Genomic DNA, 19,515 nt, shown 5'->3' on the forward strand with positions numbered 1-19,515 from the left:
TTTTCTAGTATAAAAAATTTTTGAATTCAGTTTACAAACTCTTTAAAGGTTCAATGTTTTTAATTAACTAATCCAGCTTTTGTGTTCAAATATTATGAATTACTTGAAAAGTAATGAAATGTTATCAGTATTTTAAATTTAAAAATATCGTATAGAGTAAATGTAACTATTGAGAATCAATTTCATAAGTGCTTTTATGATTATCAAAAGCGAACATTATTTCGATTGTAGCGTAAGGCGGCGACTCCTGCGGGATAAGCTTGAGCTGAAGACCCCACAGGCAGCTTGCTGCCGAGAAGGCTGAAGCCAAGCCCGCGGAAAGCGTTCGCCTGAAGCGGAAATCGAATGATAACGAGGGGATTTCATATAATGTTCGTTTATAATGTGATAGATCTGAATTATGAAATTGATTCTTGAGAATAAAATATAGAGTTCTGGTAGTTATTTGTTAAAAAAAGAGCAGTTTGCACCGTGCTGGAAAAAAGTAGTTTCATTTGATGAACGTAATTAGGAGAGAAAATAAGGATCATAAAAGAAACCTTTCATTACTGGAGGGAGGGTAATTAATGTGGATTTTGCATATTCCAACAAAACCAAACAATTGCAAAAGCGTTTAATAGAATTTATGGAAGAATTTGTTTACCCAAATGAAAAAGTATACGAGGAGCAGCTGAAACAAGGTGAAAACCGCTGGCATGTGCCACCAATCATGGAAGAATTAAAGAAAAAGGCAAAAGAAAAAGAACTGTGGAATTTATTTTTGCCAAACAGTGAGTACTCGGAAGGATTAAATTATGTAGAATACGCACCCCTTGCAGAAATTATGGGTCGTTCACTTATTGCTCCAGAGGTGTTTAATTGTAATCCGCCGGATTCTGGAAATATGGAAACCTTATTGCATTATGGAAACGAGGAACAAAAAGACAAATGGCTGATACCGCTTCTCAATGGTGATATCCGCTCAGCATTTGCAATGACTGAGCCGGATGTTGCCTCATCAGATGCAACAAATATAGAGTGCAGCATTCAGCGTGACGGTGATGAGTATATTATAAATGGAAGGAAATGGTGGACGACAGGTGGAGGAGATCCGAGGACAAAAATTTTAATCGTGATGGGAAAAACAGATCCAGATGGCCCGCGTCACAAACAACAATCAATGGTTCTTGTCCCTATAGATACACCAGGAATTACAGTGAAGCGGACGCTGTCCGTATTTGGGTATGATCATGCTCCAAACGGCCACGCTGACGTCATTTTTGAAAATGTACGTGTTCCTGTGGAAAATATTTTGTTGGGAGAGGGCAGGGGATTTGAGGTTGCTCAGGGGAGACTTGGCCCTGGGCGTCTTCATCACTGCATGAGAGCTATCGGGGCTGCTGAAAGAGCACTTGAACACATGTGTAAGCGTGCAGAAACTAGAATAACATTTGGTAAGAAATTGTCCGACCAAGGTGTCATTCGAGAATGGATTGCCAATTCAAGAATGGAGATTGAGCAAGCACGCTTATTGACTCTAAGAACTGCAGATAAAATGGATAAGGAAGGGAGTAAGGCTGCCAGGAAGGATATAGCAATGATAAAGGTTGTGGTGCCGGAAATGTGTTTGAAAGTGATTGATCGTGCCATTCAAGCCCATGGAGGAGCTGGTGTCTCAGGGGACTTTCCATTAGCAGAACATTGGGCAAACGCAAGAACGTTAAGAATTCTTGATGGGCCGGACGAAGTACACCGTCGCGATATTGCAAGATTAGAATTAAAAAAGTATCTGTGATGAATATCGAATAAAGTAGGGCAACTGGACGTGAGAGTTGAACAGCTGTTATCACAAAGTTTGATGATGGCTTCCATCAAGTTGCTGAGAAGGAGGAAATGCGGTTGAATGCTAATGCTGATGTTAACGTTTCTGAACAAGCATTAAAAAACATTCATTGGGATAGATTAGAAGAGTATTTAAGGAAAGAATTATCGATGCCGTCAGAGGAAATGAAAGTTAAACAGTTTACAGCAGGATATTCCAACCTAACGTTTCTAATTCAATGTGGTCAACGAGGGATGGTTCTCAGACGTCCTCCTTTTGGTTATGTTCCGCCAAAGGCTCATGATATGGAAAGAGAATTTAAAATATTATCGAAGCTTCATCCAGTCTTTTCAAGAGCACCAAAGCCGTATCTTTTTGAGTTTGACACCAACATTATGGAAAAACACTTTTACGTAATGGAACGTAAAGAAGGTGTTGTGATAGATGAAAGAATTCCAGATAACTACCTTGAAACGGAGGGAGACAGAGAAAAAATTTCCTGTGCCGTGATTGACACATTAGTAGATCTTCATAGTGTTGATTATAAGAAAGCAGGTCTTGGTGATTTAGGCAGGCCGGAAGGTTTTTTGAAAAGGCAAGTAGAAAGCTGGATAAAACGGTATGAAAAGTCGAAGGTAAAGGATTTTACAATCGTTAATGAACTTGTTCCATGGTTGTTGAATCACATACCGTCATCTCCACATCCATCTATTATTCATAATGATTATAAAATGAACAATATGATGTTTTCATCCGCCGATCCATCTGAAATTGTTGGTATTTTTGACTGGGAACTATGTACTGTCGGGGATCCATTAATAGATTTGGGATCAACGATTGTATACTGGAAGGAAAAAGGAGACCCGGACATTCGTTTAACAGCAGTTACGGATCAAAAAGGGTTTCTCTCTAGAAGAGAGATGATTGAACGATATGCCCGGAAAAGCGGGATTGACACAACAAATATACAATATTATCTCGTTCTTGCTTTCTTTAGGCTGGCAGTTATCTTACAGCAGTTATATTACCGCTGGGACATTGGCGAATTAAAAGACAATCGAGTGAAAGATTTATATGTTGGGATTGTTAACTTGTTGGAGTTAGCGAAAAGTACAAAGGATAATAAACTAATTTAAGTGAAAGGACGAAGCATGAGACGAATTACGCTGCTAACTCGAAAAGAAGAGATGAATCCAGAAAAATTGAAAAACTGTATCGTTGTAGTCATCGACGTTTTGCTTGCAACTACAACGATATCGACTCTTTTGCAATATCTGCCTAACTCTATTATTCCTGTAAAAGATGAAGAAGAAACAAAGGTGATGACAAATGCTTTAAAAGGAAAAGACTACTTACTTGTTGGCGAAAAAGCAGGTTTTGAAATAGAAGGGTTTTTAAAGCCTGATCCGTTGTATTTAGTGAAGCAGCCCATTAAAAATAAAGATATTGTTTTACTTACAACAAACGGAACGGTGGCACTTAGAAAAGCAGCGCATGCGGAACATGTATATGCTTGTGCGTTCATTAATACAGCTTCTGTGGCAAAAGCAATACAACAACTACATTCAGATCAATCAGTGATGATTGTATGTGCTGGAAACAGCGGCCGGTTTTCAGCGGAAGATTTCCTTTGTGCGGGTGAGTTAATAAATAGTCTAGTGACATATTCATCAAAATGGATGTTATCTGATGCTGCGAAAATTGCCAAAGGTTATATGGAGAAGATGAATGACTCCGACTTAGAGGAATTTTTACAATATTCAGAGACAGGGAAGTTATTACAATCATTAAATTATGAAAATGCAATCAAATATTCGGTAGAAAAGAATGTTGCCGATGTTGTTCCTGTCCTTAAAGATGGGGCTTTTTATCCCGAAAAAATTCATTCTAATCTTTGAATGGTAAGAAAAGATAACAGGTCCATCTAACAATAAAGGTACTTGTGATTTTCCATGGGAAAATAAAAATCAACAAAAATAAGAAATGGTATTAACAGAATAATATGCAGTATATTCATTTCAGAAGGAGGGTTCACATGCGTGAAGTAGTAATTGTAGATGCAATTCGTACACCTGTGGGAAGACGGGATGGAGCGTTAAGTACTATTCGCCCCGATGATATGCTAGCTGATGTTTTGGAAGGGCTCGTAAAAAAATCTGGTATTTCAACAAACTTTATCGAGGATGTAATCATTGGCTGTGTTTCCCAAGTGGAAGAGCAAGCGGTTAACATTGCTAGAACGTCCATCCTTACAGCTGGTTTTCCAGTTAACATACCTGGTACAACGATTGACCGTCAATGCGGTTCCAGTCAGCAGGCCGTCCATTTTGCCGCGCAAGCTATTTTGAGCGGGGATATGGATGTTGCGATTGCTGGAGGGGTGGAAAGTATGTCCCGTGTTCCGATGGGATCATCAAGAAAACAAACGACTTGGAGCGATCGGACTCTTTCTCGTTTTGACATGATTAACCAGGGAGCATCTGCAGAACTTATTGCTGAAAAATGGGGGTTCAGTCGTGAACAATTAGATGAGTTTTCTTTAAGAAGTCATGAGATAGCTATCAAAGCACAAGATGAAGGACGATTTGATAGAGAAATTATGCCGGTTGAAGTGACAACAGAAGAAGGAACAAAAACGGCGGTCACCCGGGATGAAGGACCAAGGAGAGGCACCACATTAGAAAAACTAGGTACGTTGAAACCAGCTTTTAAGGAAGATGGTGTTATACACGCTGGAAACGCAAGTCAAATCAGTGATGGAGCTGGTGCACTGCTCCTTATGTCAAGAGAAAAGGCAGAGGAATTAGGGTTCAAGTCACGTTTTAAAGTCATTGCCCGTTCCATTGTTGGTTCTGATCCAACCCTTATGTTAACCGGACCGATTGAGGCATCGCGCCAGGTGTTGAGAAAAGCAGAATTGACGATAGAAGATATGGATTTGTATGAAGTGAATGAAGCCTTTGCCCCTGTTCCGATGTGCTGGATGGAAGAGATGAACGCTGATCCGGAAAAGCTAAATCCAAATGGTGGGGCCATTGCTTTAGGTCATCCTTTAGGAGCTACTGGGGCTCGTGTCATGGTTACTCTCATGCATGAATTAGAAAGAACCGGAGGACGCTATGGTCTGCAAGCGGTTTGTGAAGGGTATGGAATGGCTAATGCAACGATTATTGAACGAGTAGATAATTAAACAAGGGAAAAGTCAAATAGATGTCATTATGATTAATGAACACGAATAAAGTGTTGAGCAGTAAAAGTATCAAACGAATAATATGCAGTGGTTCCAACGGTCACAAAAGATTTAGCGGGATTCGCTGCAATTATAGTAATACATGGAAGCAATGTGTTTATGGCTGGAGAAAATATGAAAGAATATCTGCAATTTGGAATCTAAATAAGCAAATAAGGAGGAAAATATCTATGAATATAAGAGAAAGTGTTGCAATAGTAACAGGTGGCAGTTCAGGACTTGGGAGAGCAACGGTAGAACAAGTGGTGAAAAATGGTGGGAAAGCTGCTATTTTTGATGTGTCTGAAGAACTCGGAACAGAATTAGTGAACGAGCTGGGAAGTGAAAATATTCTCTTTGTCAAAACAAATGTAGTAAACGAAGAAGAAGTACAAAACGCTATCAATCAAACGGTCGAAAAATTCGGTGCTATACATTTAGTAGTGAACTGTGCTGGAATTGGAACACCTAAAAAGGTTTTAGGGAGAAATGGTGATGTTCATGATCTAGAATACTTCAATAAGGTTATTCAGATAAATCTCGTTGGAACCTTTAATGTTATTCGATTAGCTGCAGCAAAAATGACATCTAATTCACCGAATGAAGAAGGCGAGAGAGGAGTTATCATTAATACTGCTTCCGTAGCAGCCTTTGAAGGGCAAATCGGGCAGGCTGCTTACAGTGCGTCCAAGAATGGGATTGTTGGAATGACATTACCCATTGCGCGAGAGCTGGCAAGACATGGTATTCGTGTAATGACCATCGCACCAGGCCTAATTGAGACTCCTTTATTTAATTCACTCTCAGAAAAAGCCCGTCAATCGCTCGGAGATATGGTTCCGTTTCCTCCAAGACTAGGACACCCAGCGGAATATGCGCAATTAGTAGAAAGTATTGTAAAAAACCCTCTATTAAATGGGGAAACAATTCGTTTAGATGGAGCCATTCGAATGCAGCCCAAATAGACCATGAATATAGACTTAAAAATTGGAAATGAAATCTTCCAACGGTTTAAAAGGAAATCTCCGTTAAATTGTGAAGTATTTCAGGATATACCCCCAAGTGCATACTTGTCAGGACACATTGAAAAATGAACGATCCAATAATCCTTGTTTTATAAAAGAATCGTAAGCCGCATGTCTTAATCATTAAAATATATTTGTGTTTTATTTGATCTATGTTGATCGAACATGCTGCGAAAAGAAGGAGATCAAGACGGAAGACAGCTTTTGAGCTGAGACGTTTAGAGATAAATGCCGTTATTAATTTAAAAAGAAAAATGCTGGTGCATATACAGATAAGTATTTCAACTTTTTGCTATGTAAAACCGGTGACTTAGAAACGGGGAGTTAATAATGGAAAAAGTTAAATTAATGATGCACAATAATATAGCTACTTTGGAGATTGCAAATCCTCCAGTTAATGCATTAAGTAAACAAGTAACAGACGAATTGTTAGAGCATTTGGAATCTTTAGCAGAAAACCCAGAAGTTCGTGTTTTGTTGATAAAAGGTGCTGGTGAAAAAGCATTTATGGCTGGTGCAGATATAAAAGAATTCCCAAATGTAATGAATCAGACTAAAACTGGGGAGGTTACGAAATTTGTATTGAAGAGTCACAGCATGTATAACAATTTAGCAAATTTCCCAAAGCCAACGATTGCGATTCTTAATGGAATGGCTTTGGGAGGTGGCTGTGAACTAGCATTAGCTTGCGATATTAGAATAGCAGCAGAAGAGGTTCAACTAGGCCTTCCTGAAATAAAGCTTGGTATTTTCCCGGGGGGCGGAGGTACTCAACGTCTACCTCGTTTAATAGGGCCTTCCAAAGCAAAAATGTTAATGTTTTCGGGCAATCCTATTACAGCTGAAGAAGCTTATAGAATTGGTTTAGTAGATGATGTCATACCAGCTATCGATCTACATGAAAAGGCAATAGAATTGGCTGAGGGAATTAGTTCACGGCCTGGTGTCGGATTGCGTCTGATTAAAAAACTAGTAAACAGGGGATTGGAATTACCACTTGAAGAAGCTTTAAGATTAGAGGCTGAATATTTTGAGAGTGTGCTTAATACAGAAGATGCCCATGAAGGTGTAGAAGCTTTTTTGGAAAAAAGACAGCCGCAATTCAAGCACATGTAAGAGAAAATATAAAAATGAGGAGCGGGCAGCATGAGAGCAGCAGGTATTTCAGGAACCATCATAGGTTCAAAAACCTCCAGAAGCAGGCGTGACGCGCTTTGCTGATGACATTGAACAAGCTGGTTACAGTAGCTGCCAAAGAGTTGTTTCGAATTCCATGGCAGAAGCCGGTAAATTACGAATGACTGGAGAAAATGATTACGTTTACTATTGAAGATAAAGCAGACTGTACGGGTTTTTGGCTGAAATAAAGACGTGTAAATTATTGCAGCTGAAAAGGTGATTGTTATGGGGCAATGTTTGAAAGATATCTTTCAAACATTGCCCCGCTTTCAAATCATGGGATTCCGAGCGCACAATATTAAGTGAACAAGCTGTTCCGTGATTGCCGCGCAATATTGTTTTATTCATTTTCAGGGATCACTTCCAGGGCAATAAACTGTGTAATCTGTGAATCATTGAAATTATTATCTGACACCAGTACGAGGCTGTCATTGCCGTTAGGGAGTCTTTTTCCCCAGCTCATTCCCTCTATATTATCAACTTTGTCCAGACCAAGGGTATTTACATCTGAAATAAGTTCTTTTTTTACAGGATTAATATTTTTCCCTTTGATCGACTCCAATTCTTGAATATCTGTAGCTCCGTTAATATCTATTTTGTACATACGAACATAATTACTATAGTCTCCGTCATCAGATTGGACACTCGCACGTTCAAGTACTAAAAGTTCATGCTCATTGATGGAAAGAATTTCGGTTACGCCGTTGTCCGCATGTTTTCCCTCCCCTGGCTCCTCTGGAATGGCATCAATGGGGTAGGCGTATTCAGCTAGTACATTTCCATTCGAATCATATTGGGTGATTCGTGAAAGGGCGCCGGAATCGGGAGTCGGAAGTTTATCATCTTGAAGGAGCGGGCCTTCCATCGCTGTCCAGAATGTTTGGCCGTCAGCGGAGAAGGAAGCTCCTTCTAATGCAAGGTTATTCCTGAACCCTTTCTCGGACTGTCCATCCATTTTGATGGTATCTGTCACAGGAATTTCTGACAGGTAACTCCCGTCCCACGCGACTTGATGAATGTAAGGGTTTAATCCCAGGGAACGATCACCTTCGCTCGTGTACCAAATATGACCGTTTTCGGGATTAATACGTATCGATTCAGGATCGGGAACTACTCCTGTCATTTCGGAAAGATATTGGCCGCGGTCGGGATAAAACGTTCCGTCTGGCTGCTTAAAATAGGTAACATCAATCAATTGAACATTTTGAAAATCCTTGGAATTGTAATGTAATTTCGCAGTATAGAACCTAGCTGGATTTATATCTGACCTGTCATCACTAAGCACTACCCATTTATTGTTTTTTGGGTGATAAGAAATACCGGATAAACCACCTGCCAGTGTTCCTTTATATGACAAATCATTTGGCAGTGTTTCTGATCCTATGTATCTGACTTCTTCCATCGTGCGGGAAGTAACCTGTTTCCCGTTGTTTCCGGCTGCGTTAGAATTCGCCTGACCGTCGTTGGGCTGTGCTGCAGCATCCAGTGGATACCCCGTTAAACAAACTGCAGCCATACTAGTTAAAAGTACTTTTTTCCCCGTTTTCTTCATTTCTTTGTCTCCTTCCTACTAAATGTTAACTTTCTAGAAATATACTATCTAAACAGTGTTAATTGTTTATAAACTGCCATTATAGTTTTGGTTAAGAGAAGGGATTCGTGGAACGCTTTTCGGAAAGCAGATTAGTTAAAATAGGACTTTTCTTTCGTTGGTTATAGGTCTTTCCTAACCATTTCGAAAAAAGAAAAGGAGAAATAGAGAGGATGACGAATATGAATAGGCTGGAGGTAGCTATAGTAATGAATAGTCAATGAAGGAGTGTCATGGGATGAATTGGAAAGTCTGTTTTACATGGATGCTAATCCTAACTGTTATTTTTTCTCTGGGAGGAATGTGGTCTGCCTCTGCTCAAGCAGAAACGAGCAGTGAAATGGTTACGCTTACAGAAGGGACCAATATTGCAGCAGCAGCTTCTCCTGAAGGAGATGAATTAATTTTAGATATTCAAGGTGTATTTTGGAAGCTTCCGTTAGAGGGCGGTAAGGGAGAAAGGATTACAGATAATTTTGATGATCCAGCTTTTCCTGATTGGTCGCCGGATGGGGAGCGTGTTGCTTACCAATCCTATAAGGACGGGAACTATCATATCTGGAGTATGAACCCGGATGGAAGCGATAAGCAGAAACTTACTTCAGGTTCTTATGATTACAGGGAACCGGCTTATTCTCCAGATGGTGACAAGATTGCATTTGCTTCTGATCGTGAAGGGAATTATGATATCTGGGTCCTGGATTTGGAAACGGATGAAATCAATCAATGGACAAGCAGCCCGGAAGAGGAGTACCAGCCAACGTGGTCTCCAGATGGAGAAGAAATTGCTTTTGTGAAGGGAAACAGCATTGAAGCGGTCGATGCGGACGGCAATCGACGTACATTAGCGGAAGAAGAGAACTCAGTCTCTGCTCCGTCCTGGTCGCCAGACGGAGAGAAGGTTGCCTACCATTCCCAAGGAAGTCTGATGATAGATGGTGAAAATGTTACAGGAGAGGAAGATGTATTTCCTTTCTCTGTGGAGTGGTTGTCAGAGGACCATATCATTTATACAGGGGATGGGAAGATAAAAGAACGTCATCTACATGAGAATGACTCGGAGACGATTCCTTTCGAAGTAAATATTGAAGTAGAAAAGACAAATTATCAGGCGAAAGAGCGGGACTTTGATTCCAAGGAACCGCAGCAGGTGCAGGGAATCGTTGCACCGAAACTATCACCAAATGGCGAGCAAGTGGCATTCGTTGCCTTGAATGATCTCTGGTTATGGGACATCGGAGAAGAAGAGCCACGAGCTTTAACAGATGACTCTTATCTCGAAGTGAGTCCAACGTGGTCGCCGGACGGAGAGAAGATTGCTTACTCTTCGGATAAACAAGGAACAGAAGACCTTTATATTCTTGACTTGAAGTCAGGCGAAGAGGAACGTTTAACGTCTATTTCAGGTGCGGAAGTGTTTGCAGATTGGTCACCGGATGGAAACCGCATCGCTTTCCAAGACCAGGACGGTGCGACTTATACAGTGGATGTTGAAACAAAAGAAGTCGAAGAAGTGATTGAGCCGCTTACGCAGCCGGGACCGCCTGCTTGGGGGCCGGACAGTGAAACGATTGCGCTTGCTGCGATGAATACATTTTCCGATCGATTCCGAGAAGGAAGAAACCAAATCCTGACGGCTGACGTAGAAACAGGGACGAAAAACTACTCAGAGCCTTTACCTGCTGAGCCGTTTAAATCCTTAAGCAACCGCGGGAACTCGGGACCGGTATGGTCGCCAAACGGAGAATATATGGCATACGTGGTAGAGAGTCAGTTGTATGTGGCATCTGTCGATGAAAATGGAGAAATAGAGGGGGATCCGCAGCTAATAACAGAGGAGATTGCTGAGTCGCCAAGCTGGGGCGGTGATTCCAATACTTTGTTGTATCTGGCTAAAGGTGGAGAATTCAAGCTGGCTTCGGTTGATGAAGGAGAGGTTGAAACCTTAGACTTTAACATGAAATGGCAGCCGGAACAGCCAAGCGGACAAACAGTCATTCATGCCGGAAAACTATGGGATGGAACTGGTTCAGAACTGCAAGAAGACGTTGATATCATTGTAGAAGGAAATCGTATTGCCGGAATTGAACCGCACCAGGATAACCGTAATGGAAATGTCATTGATGCGAGTGACCTTACCGTGATGCCTGGTTTATGGGATGCACATATTCATAAGCAAGAGCAAAACCCTATGCTCGGATCGAGACAAGGACAGCAATTGCTTTCGTTTGGTATCACCAGTACCATGTCGATGGGGGATTTTGCGTATCGCTCCGTAGAAGATTCGGAGGCTATTCGATCTGGCAGCAGGCTGGCGCCGCGGTATTTCTATACCAGCGAACTGTTAGAAGGCTCCCGTGTCTATTATGCAAGCATGAGACCGACAACCAGTGAGGAAGCGTTAAATAGAGAGCTTGAAAGAGCAGAGAGTTTTGATGTAGACCTTTTAAAAACGTATGTCAGAATGCAAAATGATCATCAAGCGCAAGTCATCGATTTTGCCCATGACTTAGGGGTTCCTGCTTTTTCTCACTATTTCTACCCTTCGATGGCATACGGGCAGGACGGAACTTCGCATATTTCTGCAACACAGCGGGGATTCTCGCGAACAGTCAGTCCAGACAGAATAGCTTATGACGATGTGATTGAACTGGCAGGTGCTTCTGGAATGTCAGTGACATCGACTCTATTTCTATTTGATTCAGATAGTACGTTAGCCTACTATCCAGAACTATTTGCTTCTGATCCTAGGCTGGAGACGTTATACACACCGTGGCAGTATGAAGAAATCAAAAAAGAGTTTGAAAATTCGTCTACAGACTACTCAGAATCAATAGCTAAGGATGTTGCCATTCTAAAGGACATTATGGACGCTGGCGGAGTTGTATTGGCTGGAACGGATACACCGCTTGTTGATGTGGGCGTACCGCTGCATTTAAATCTAAAGGCAATGACTGAGTACGGTATAACAAATGCGGAAGCTCTTCGAACCTCTACGTATTACCCGGCACAAAAGATGGGAGTACTAGAGGACCTGGGTACCGTTGAAGAAGGGAAACTCGCTGACCTTGTCTTTGTCGATGGAAACCCTCTTGAAGACATTACAGATGCTGCGAACGTAGAAATGGTTATGAAAAATGGGGAACTTCATACGATGGAAGAAATCCTGGAACCGTACGCCTCTGATGAGAAAGAGCAAGATGACATGCAAGTTTCTGACATAAAAGACTTGCTGCACAAATATCAAAAAGATGGAGCGTTTAAAAATGACGGAGTGGCTCGCTCTTTAGAGGCAAAGCTGGACAATGCGGCGCGTTTTGAGAAAAAAGAAGAAACGGAAAAAGTCGTCAAACACATGAACAACTTTGCGAAGCTGTTAGAGAACCACAGAAACAGCGGCTTCGTATCTGAAGAAGCTTATCGATCTCTAAAAGATAAGGCTGAATCGCTTGTTGAAGACTTACAATAGACAAAGAGAGGGCTGCCCTGTTTGATGGGCAGTCCTTTGTTATGGCTGATTACGGTCGACAAAAAAGGCTATGCAATCTTTGCTGGGGTTTTAGAGAATGAGGCATGAAAAAACACGCAAGCTTCGATAACCTTTACACTTGAATTGAGCAAAAACAAGACAAGGATTCGAGCTGCGTGTTTATGCGCGTTATCATGAATATCCCTTTTAAAGAGGAAAACAAAAACGGTGTGGGTCTATACATAGCCGTAAATGGCCTACAGCCTTTTCTACAGAATATAACACTGCTGGTTGAATACAGAAGAGACCAGCAGCTGTCAGACAAAGGGTATGTCGTCTCGAGATGTCTATCTAAACCTTCTGCCGGTCACTTTCTGGTCATGTTTAATGGTGAGTGCAAGCATGATAATACTAAAAATCGAGGACAGCACCGTGCTCCCTATAAGCAAGCCAATAATGATGTTTTCTTTAGACTCCATCGTTAAAACTCCTTAAAATGTTTACTTTATTTTAATGTAAGCCTAATATGTGGAATTTTATACATAACATTTACTCTTTTTGACTGAACAAGGATGGAAACTATTCGGCTGATGACAAAACGTTAAGAGTGAAAAGCGCGGCGGTAAGGAAATCAATAATGAGGACGATAACTTACAACAATCAATGACATTTTTTAATAATGATGATGAACCACAGTCTATGAACATGTTACAGCTGCACCAGCGCCTAGACACTCTCTTTACATTTCCCGCATCATAAGCTTCTTTCAAAAGATAACGTTGTTTGACTGTGTGATATTTTATCACTATACTATGATGCGGTTAACATTCGGCTTGGAACATATAGAATTACATCAATAAATAGAAGGCAGGTGAAAGTATCTTAGACGACTATTACAGGTGTATGCGGTTTAGAAAGAGAGCAAGTGGTACTTCAGTTCCGTAACCTTTTCCTCCATACATCAAGGATAATCAACGAAAGATTAAAATAACGTTCTCGCTTCGTTATACTTTATGGGAGGAAATGAATGAACACAATAATGAATTGGAAAACGGACTGGACTACATTTGCGGTTAGTGGAGGTTTTTTATTCCTCTTTGTCATTTTTTCACTAGTTGACATTGATATGGTTGAAGGCTGGGTCACGGAATCCTTCAATTGGTCGGTAACATTTTTTGGTGCGTACTGGCAATTATTATTACTAGGAAATTTTGTGATCGGAATTATATTAGCTTTTTCAAGATATGGAAATATGAGGTTAGGGAAAATGGAGAAACCTGAAAATGGTTATTTCCGTTGGATTTCTATGATTCTTTGTATGCTTCTAGCTAGTGGCGGCGTATTTTGGGCTGCATCAGAGCCAATTTATCATTTTGTTACAACTCCGCCGTTATTTGCAAATAATGAGATGACACCGCAAGAGGCAGTCATCCCGGCTTTATCCCAAAGCTTTGTACACTGGGGTTTCCTGGCTTGGGCGTGTTTAGGTACTTTAACCACAATTGTCCTCATGTATGCACATTATCATAAAGGATACCCACTTAAACCACGTGCAATTTTATATCCTATTTTCGGAGAAAAGATATTTAATAAAAGTATCATTGGTTCAACTGCTGATATCGTGTCAATTATTGCAGTTGCTGCAGGCACAATGGGGCCTATCGGATTTTTAGGTCTGCAAATTGGATATGGTCTGCATTTTTTATTTGATATTCCAAATACTTTACCGACGAATATTATCGTTGTTGGAGCATTGATCCTTATTGCTGCTATATCTGTAGCAAGTGGTGTGGACAAAGGTATTCAATTCTTAAGTCGTTTAAATGTTATATTTGTCGTATTATTAACAGCAATCATTCTCATTATCGGTCCAACAATGTTTTTAATAGATTCTTTTATTAGTGCTCAAGCATTTCAATTACAGCATTTTTTTGAAATGAATTTATATCGCGGGAATCAAGCCTGGCTTGGTTATTGGACTGTATTTTTCTGGGGGTGGTTCCTGGGGTATGCACCAATGCTGGCTGTTTTTATTAGTAAAATATCGCGTGGGCGCACGATTAGAGAGCTTATAGTAGCAGTATCTATTATAGCACCATTAGTTAGTAATTTCTGGTTTGCAGTTGTTGGGGGTACCGGGTTATCTCATGAACTAACAAATCCTGGTTCCATTTCAACCCCACTAGATGAAGGCGGAATGCCGGCGACCGTAATGGCAATTATGGACCAAATACCAATGGGATTATGGCTGGCTGTTGGGTTCTTAATCGTCAGTATTGTGTTTGTATCAACTACAGTTGATTCCATTTCATATACAGTAGCAGTAACCTTGCAAGGTACAGATTATCCACAAAAATGGGTGAGAGTTTTTTGGGTGGTTTTATTTGGTATATTATCCGCAGTACTGCTAACCATTGGTGAAGGAAGTATACAGGCATTACAAAACGTTATTGTTGTAACAGCAGTACCTGTATCTATATTGCTGCTTCCGCCGCTATGGAGTGCACCAAAAATTGTAAAGCAGATGGCTGCAGAACAACATACAGCACCTTCTGTTGAATCCAAAAAAGAAGTGAAGGTAAAAGCAGCAAAATAATAACTTTATCGTAGTTTAAGAACATCCCCATTTATATGGGGGTGTTTTTTTAGGAATCAACGTTTCACTGACAACTTCGTATTTTGATCACCTCTGTTATGCAAAACCAACTCCTGAACACATAAAATCTGGTATCCCTTGTTTAATATAACGACTTTTTACTTATGAGTCTCCCTTAACTAAGTCACAAAGCAAACTTATTTATTACGCAATATTAAGCTTGCTGCATCACATCAGAGTTACTCCGCAAGCTGTCCCGGTTACGAAACAATGTGTTTTTAAGTTGTGCATATACATATTTGCCCATTCATTGAATAAAGGGTGTACTTATACTTTCCATAAGATAAATATACTGCCAAACCGTACATAGTTTAAATGCCATGTACAAAAAGATTCTAACTTCGTGGAAGACCAACTCATTTGTTATGGCCGGTCGTTCATTCCAACTGCATACAAATGCTCATGGAACGCAAAACACGGGGATTGTAAAAATTGTACATGGTGTGTACTATTTATGTGTAAGAAAGTTTAGGGGGTGTACTAATGTCACAGGAACTGCATGATGTCTATGTGAAATTTAGAGAGGCCATTTGGCGGATTAACGCATATGTGGGGCAAATTGTGTCTGAGCATGAAGAATTGAGCCAGTACTCAGAACAACAGCTGCAAACATTGCGGGTGATTAAGCAGCATCCCAATATTTCGCAGAATGATATTGCGGCTTTTCAAGGGGTATACAAAACAGCTATTTCCAATCGGATCAAAAAATTAGAACAAGACGGGTTAGTCTTTATCCGTGCTGATGAAGACATGAGAAAAAAGGTCGTCTCGCTCTCCTCAAAAGGATTACAGCTTATCGAGCAGGCCGATAAAGTAATCTACGGGAAGCTCGATGAGTTATTAGGTCCTGTGTTTACAGAGGAAGAAATTTTTGCTGTTGTCCGGCAGCTCGACAAGGCTGCTCAACATTTTAAAATGAATAAGGAAGTGAAAAAGTAAGGATTGTTTTTTATGATTTTTGTCAGTGTCAAGGAAGCGTATCAGGGGGAATGGTGATTATGATGCAGCTGTTTCCATCACCAAAGCCGGCTTTGCGAGTGTCCTAGCGTTTCAAATGCAGGAAAGGGGCAGAAATATACAAGGGGCAGGAAGCTAACGAACCGTTCATTTAATCAATGAAAGAAAGGACGTTTCTATAATGAAAGAAATAAGCGCAATTCCTCAGCCTAAAACCTTTGGCCCGCTTGGTCATGTACCATTAATTAATAAAGATAAACCAACTCTGTCATTAATTCAATTAGCAGAAGAGTACGGTCCCATTTTTCGGATTCAAAGGCCGGGAAGCACTACCTTTATCGTTTCCGGGCATGAACTGGTGGAAGAAGTTTGTGATGAGTCACGTTTTGCCAAAAGTGTGGAAGGCCCTTTGGAAAAAGTCCGTGCCTTTGCGGGGGACGGATTATTCACAAGCTGGACTCATGAACCTAATTGGAGAAAAGCTCATAATATTCTTATGCCAACGTTCAGCCAGCGGGCGATGAAAGATTACCATGCTATGATGGTGGACGTTGCTGTGCAGCTTGTTCAAAAATGGGGGCGGCTTAATCCCAATGAAGCAGTTGATGTGCCGCAGGATATGACACGCCTCACGCTGGATACGATCGGTTTATGCGGATTTAATTACCGTTTTAACAGTTATTATAGAGAAACGCCTCATCCTTTTATAACAAGCATGCTGCGTGCCCTCGATGAAGCGATGCACCAAGTTCAGCGCCTGGATGTGCAAGATAAGCTTATGGTCAGAACAAAACGCCAGTTTCAGCATGACATTCAGGCGATGTTCCGTTTGGTAGACAATATTATTGCCGAGCGCAGAGCCAGTGAAAGTCAGGAAGAAAATGATTTACTATCGCGTATGTTGAATGTGAAAGATCCCGAAACAGGGGAGAAACTGGATGATGAAAATATCCGGTTCCAAATTCTGACGTTTCTCATAGCGGGGCATGAAACAACAAGTGGTTTATTGTCATTTGCCCTTTATTTTCTATTAAAAAACCCTGATAAGCTGAAAAAAGCCTACGAAGAAGTAGATCAAGTACTAACGGGGCCGACGCCAACGTATAAACAGGTGCTGCAGCTTAAATATATTCGAATGATTTTGCATGAATCGCTGCGTTTGTGGCCGACAGCGCCCTCATTCAGCCTTTATGCAAAAGAAGACACAGAGATTGGCGGAAAATATCCTATTAAAAAACAGGAAAGGGTAACCGTGCTGATTCCTCAGCTGCATCGAGATAAAGAAGCATGGGGAGAGGACGCAGAAGAGTTTCGTCCTGAACGATTTGAAGACCAAAATAAAATCCCTCATCACGCCTATAAGCCATTTGGAAACGGTCAGCGGGCATGTATCGGCATGCAGTTTGCTCTTCATGAAGCAACTCTTGTTTTAGGAATGCTTCTTAAGCAATTTGAATTTATCGATTATAAAGACTACCAGCTCGATATTAAACAAACGTTAACGTTAAAGCCAGGAGATTTTAAAATACAAGTTCAGCCGCGCAGCCAGTCCGCTTTCGAGCCGTCGGTCTTCGTAACAGAACAAGAGCCGGCTAACATGAAAGAAGAGAACCACCGAGCTCCTCAGACATCTTCTATTGCGGGCTTTGATAATCGGCCGTTACTTGTACTGTACGGATCGGATTCCGGAACAGCTGAAGGGGTGGCACGTGAATTAGCTGACACGGCAGCCCTCCATGGTGTCCAGGCAGAAACAGCAGCTCTCAATGATCGGGCAGGAGAACTTCCAAAAGAGGGCGCTGTTTTAATCGTCACGTCTTCCTATAATGGAAAGCCGCCAAGCAATGCCGGCCAATTTGTACAATGGCTGGAAGCCGTTCAGCCAGGCGAACTTTCCGGAGTTCGGTATGCGGTATTTGGCTGTGGTGACCATAACTGGATCAATACTTATCAGGACGTTCCAAGATGTATTGATGAACAGCTTGCTGAAAAAGGAGCCGTTCGTTTCTCTGCCCGTGGAGAAGGAGATGTAAGCGGAGATTTTGAAGAACAGCTGGATCGTTGGAAACAAAATATGTGGTCCGACGCAATCGAAGCCTTTGACCTGGAAGTGAATGAAAATGTGGAAAAGGAACGGAACACACTAAGTCTTCAATTTGTGCGAGGCATTGGAGAGTCTCCTCTTGCCCGTTCTTATGAAGCGGTTTATGCTACCGTGGCGGAAAACCGGGAATTACAGTCGGCAGACAGCGGACGGAGTACCCGGCATGTGGAGATTACACTGCCGCAGGACGTTACTTATCAGGAAGGAGATCATCTTGGTGTGTTACCTGCAAACAGTCAGGAAAACGTCAGCCGTATTCTTCAACGTTATCAATTAAATGAAAACGACCAAGTAGTGCTTACAGCAAGCGGGCGCAGTGCGGCTCATCTGCCTCTCGACCGGCCGGTCAGCCTGCGGGATCTGCTTACCTGCAGTGTGGAAATACAGGGTGCGGCGACTCGAGCGCAAATACGGGAGCTTGCTGCTTTCACGGATTGCCCGCCGCACAAACGTGAACTAGAAGATTTACTTGAAGAAGAGGTCTATCAGGAGCAAATATTAAAAAAACGTGTTTCGATGCTCGATTTACTAGAGAAATATGAAGCGTGTGATATGCCGTTTGAACGGTTTGTAGAACTTTTGCCTCCACTGAAACCGAGATATTATTCCATCTCCAGTTCACCCCGAGTGAACCCAAAGCAGGCGAGCATTACAGTGGCAGTCGTTCAAGGTCCTGCCTGGAGCGGACTGGGGGAATATCGTGGCGTAGCTTCTAATTATTTAGCAGACCGTCAGCCGGGAGAAGATATCATGATGTTTATCCGCACGCCGGAAACGAACTTCCAGCTGCCGGAAAATCCTGAAACACCAATCATTTTGGTAGGACCCGGCACCGGAGTAGCACCTTTTAGAGGGTTCCTTCAGGCTCGAGCTGCCATGAAGCAGGAGGGAAAAACATTGGGGGAAGCCCACCTTTATTTTGGGTGCCGTAATGAGGATGACTTCATTTACAGAGAAGAACTGGAACAACATGAAAAACATGGAGTAATAACACTTCACACCGCTTTTTCCAGGAAAGAAGATATTCCAAAAACGTACGTGCAGCACCTTATGGCGTCAAATGCAGAATCGCTCCTTCACATCCTCGATCAGGGAGGGCGGCTTTATATATGTGGAGATGCCAGTAAAATGGCTCCGGATGTAGAGGCTGCACTGAAAAATTCCTATCAGGAAGTTCATGGAACTCAGGAACAAGAAGCAGTTCAGTGGCTGGAAAAACTTCAGCAAGATGGACGGTACGCAAAAGATGTTTGGGCTGGCATGTAAAAAAGTTTCATTCTCTAACGAGAACAATGGAAGAAGAGATAACACCAATATAGGGCCTGTTTAACATTTTCCGAAAGAAGTCTCCCTCTTCAGGTGTGTGAAGCGCACAGCCGGCGTAAGGGGGAGATGAATACCGAAATGATGTTAACGTACATTTTCACGATATCCACATCGCAGGTGCTTTTCGAAGTGATTGGCGCAGGTGGCGTTTTCCTATCGTTAGTACGGAGCATGGGAA

The 19,515-nt window shown here is 41.7% G+C and carries 12 protein-coding genes and 1 pseudogene; 11 read left to right on the forward strand and 2 right to left on the reverse strand.

From position 1 onward, the window contains the following. The first annotated feature begins 568 nt into the window (after positions 1-568). From BLT18_RS16205 to BLT18_RS18585, 7 genes and pseudogenes are all read left to right on the forward strand, one after another. Positions 569-1,774, forward strand: a complete 1,206-nt coding sequence (locus BLT18_RS16205) for an acyl-CoA dehydrogenase family protein (protein ID WP_091276394.1) — start codon at positions 569-571, stop codon at positions 1,772-1,774. A gap of 104 nt (positions 1,775-1,878) precedes the next feature. Then, entirely contained in the window at positions 1,879-2,937 is a 1,059-nt protein-coding gene (locus BLT18_RS16210) for a phosphotransferase family protein (RefSeq protein WP_245705303.1), read from the forward strand. A gap of 15 nt (positions 2,938-2,952) precedes the next feature. Beyond that, the gene (locus tag BLT18_RS16215; protein WP_091276399.1) at positions 2,953-3,699 is read left to right on the forward strand and encodes a 2-phosphosulfolactate phosphatase; all 747 of its coding nucleotides are present in this window, start codon (positions 2,953-2,955) and stop codon (positions 3,697-3,699) included. Between the two features lie 137 nt (positions 3,700-3,836). Beyond that, positions 3,837-4,991, forward strand: coding sequence for a thiolase family protein (locus BLT18_RS16220; protein ID WP_091276402.1), 1,155 nt, complete (start codon positions 3,837-3,839; stop codon positions 4,989-4,991). A 230-nt stretch (positions 4,992-5,221) separates the two neighbouring features. Continuing rightward, complete coding sequence (locus BLT18_RS16225; RefSeq protein ID WP_091276404.1) at positions 5,222-5,995, forward strand: 3-hydroxyacyl-CoA dehydrogenase; 774 nt, start codon at positions 5,222-5,224, stop codon at positions 5,993-5,995. 390 nt (positions 5,996-6,385) lie between these two features. Beyond that, positions 6,386-7,171: an enoyl-CoA hydratase/isomerase family protein gene (locus tag BLT18_RS16230; protein ID WP_175487571.1), complete on the forward strand. Its 786-nt coding sequence runs from the start codon at positions 6,386-6,388 to the stop codon at positions 7,169-7,171. A 73-nt stretch (positions 7,172-7,244) separates the two neighbouring features. Next, a pseudogene (locus BLT18_RS18585) lies at positions 7,245-7,422 on the forward strand (iron chaperone); the annotation flags it as partial. Positions 7,423-7,574: 152 nt separating this feature from the next. Here BLT18_RS18585 and BLT18_RS16240 read toward each other — a convergent pair. Continuing rightward, positions 7,575-8,786, reverse strand: a complete 1,212-nt coding sequence (locus BLT18_RS16240; RefSeq protein WP_091276413.1) for an esterase-like activity of phytase family protein — start codon at positions 8,784-8,786, stop codon at positions 7,575-7,577. Positions 8,787-9,063: 277 nt separating this feature from the next. Between BLT18_RS16240 and BLT18_RS16245 the strand changes: the two genes are divergently transcribed. Next, on the forward strand, positions 9,064-12,294 hold the full coding sequence (locus BLT18_RS16245; protein ID WP_175487572.1) for a DPP IV N-terminal domain-containing protein: 3,231 nt from the start codon (positions 9,064-9,066) through the stop codon (positions 12,292-12,294). A 347-nt stretch (positions 12,295-12,641) separates the two neighbouring features. Here the strand turns inward: BLT18_RS16245 and BLT18_RS18710 are convergent, their stop codons facing one another. Then, complete coding sequence (locus tag BLT18_RS18710; RefSeq protein WP_281242373.1) at positions 12,642-12,773, reverse strand: hypothetical protein; 132 nt, start codon at positions 12,771-12,773, stop codon at positions 12,642-12,644. A 548-nt stretch (positions 12,774-13,321) separates the two neighbouring features. On the opposite strand from BLT18_RS18710, the gene BLT18_RS16255 reads away from it, so the two are divergent. The 3 genes from BLT18_RS16255 to BLT18_RS16265 all read left to right on the forward strand — a co-directional run bounded on the left by BLT18_RS16255 (position 13,322) and on the right by BLT18_RS16265 (position 19,277). Next, positions 13,322-14,890: a BCCT family transporter gene (locus tag BLT18_RS16255; RefSeq protein ID WP_091276420.1), complete on the forward strand. Its 1,569-nt coding sequence runs from the start codon at positions 13,322-13,324 to the stop codon at positions 14,888-14,890. Positions 14,891-15,433: 543 nt separating this feature from the next. Next, positions 15,434-15,889, forward strand: a complete 456-nt coding sequence (locus BLT18_RS16260; RefSeq protein ID WP_091276423.1) for a MarR family winged helix-turn-helix transcriptional regulator — start codon at positions 15,434-15,436, stop codon at positions 15,887-15,889. Positions 15,890-16,088: 199 nt separating this feature from the next. Beyond that, positions 16,089-19,277, forward strand: coding sequence for a bifunctional cytochrome P450/NADPH--P450 reductase (locus tag BLT18_RS16265; RefSeq protein ID WP_091276426.1), 3,189 nt, complete (start codon positions 16,089-16,091; stop codon positions 19,275-19,277). Positions 19,278-19,515: the final 238 nt, after the last annotated feature.

This window comes from Alteribacillus persepolensis (genome assembly GCF_900099605.1).
In the GTDB taxonomy this organism is placed as follows: Bacteria; Bacillota; Bacilli; order Bacillales; family Marinococcaceae; genus Alteribacillus; species Alteribacillus persepolensis.

What these genes read in the sequence shown, in the direction of transcription:
- BLT18_RS16215 (WP_091276399.1), top strand. Translation starts at nt 2,953, where the DNA reads ATGAGACGAATTACGCTGCTAACTCGAAAAGAAGAGATGAATCCAGAA.
- BLT18_RS16220 (WP_091276402.1), top strand. Translation starts at nt 3,837, where the DNA reads ATGCGTGAAGTAGTAATTGTAGATGCAATTCGTACACCTGTGGGAAGA.
- BLT18_RS16225 (WP_091276404.1), top strand. Translation starts at nt 5,222, where the DNA reads ATGAATATAAGAGAAAGTGTTGCAATAGTAACAGGTGGCAGTTCAGGA.
- BLT18_RS16230 (WP_175487571.1), top strand. Translation starts at nt 6,386, where the DNA reads ATGGAAAAAGTTAAATTAATGATGCACAATAATATAGCTACTTTGGAG.
- BLT18_RS16240 (WP_091276413.1), bottom strand. Translation starts at nt 8,786, where the DNA reads ATGAAGAAAACGGGGAAAAAAGTACTTTTAACTAGTATGGCTGCAGTT.
- BLT18_RS16245 (WP_175487572.1), top strand. Translation starts at nt 9,064, where the DNA reads ATGAATTGGAAAGTCTGTTTTACATGGATGCTAATCCTAACTGTTATT.
- BLT18_RS18710 (WP_281242373.1), bottom strand. Translation starts at nt 12,773, where the DNA reads ATGGAGTCTAAAGAAAACATCATTATTGGCTTGCTTATAGGGAGCACG.
- BLT18_RS16255 (WP_091276420.1), top strand. Translation starts at nt 13,322, where the DNA reads ATGAACACAATAATGAATTGGAAAACGGACTGGACTACATTTGCGGTT.
- BLT18_RS16260 (WP_091276423.1), top strand. Translation starts at nt 15,434, where the DNA reads ATGTCACAGGAACTGCATGATGTCTATGTGAAATTTAGAGAGGCCATT.
- BLT18_RS16265 (WP_091276426.1), top strand. Translation starts at nt 16,089, where the DNA reads ATGAAAGAAATAAGCGCAATTCCTCAGCCTAAAACCTTTGGCCCGCTT.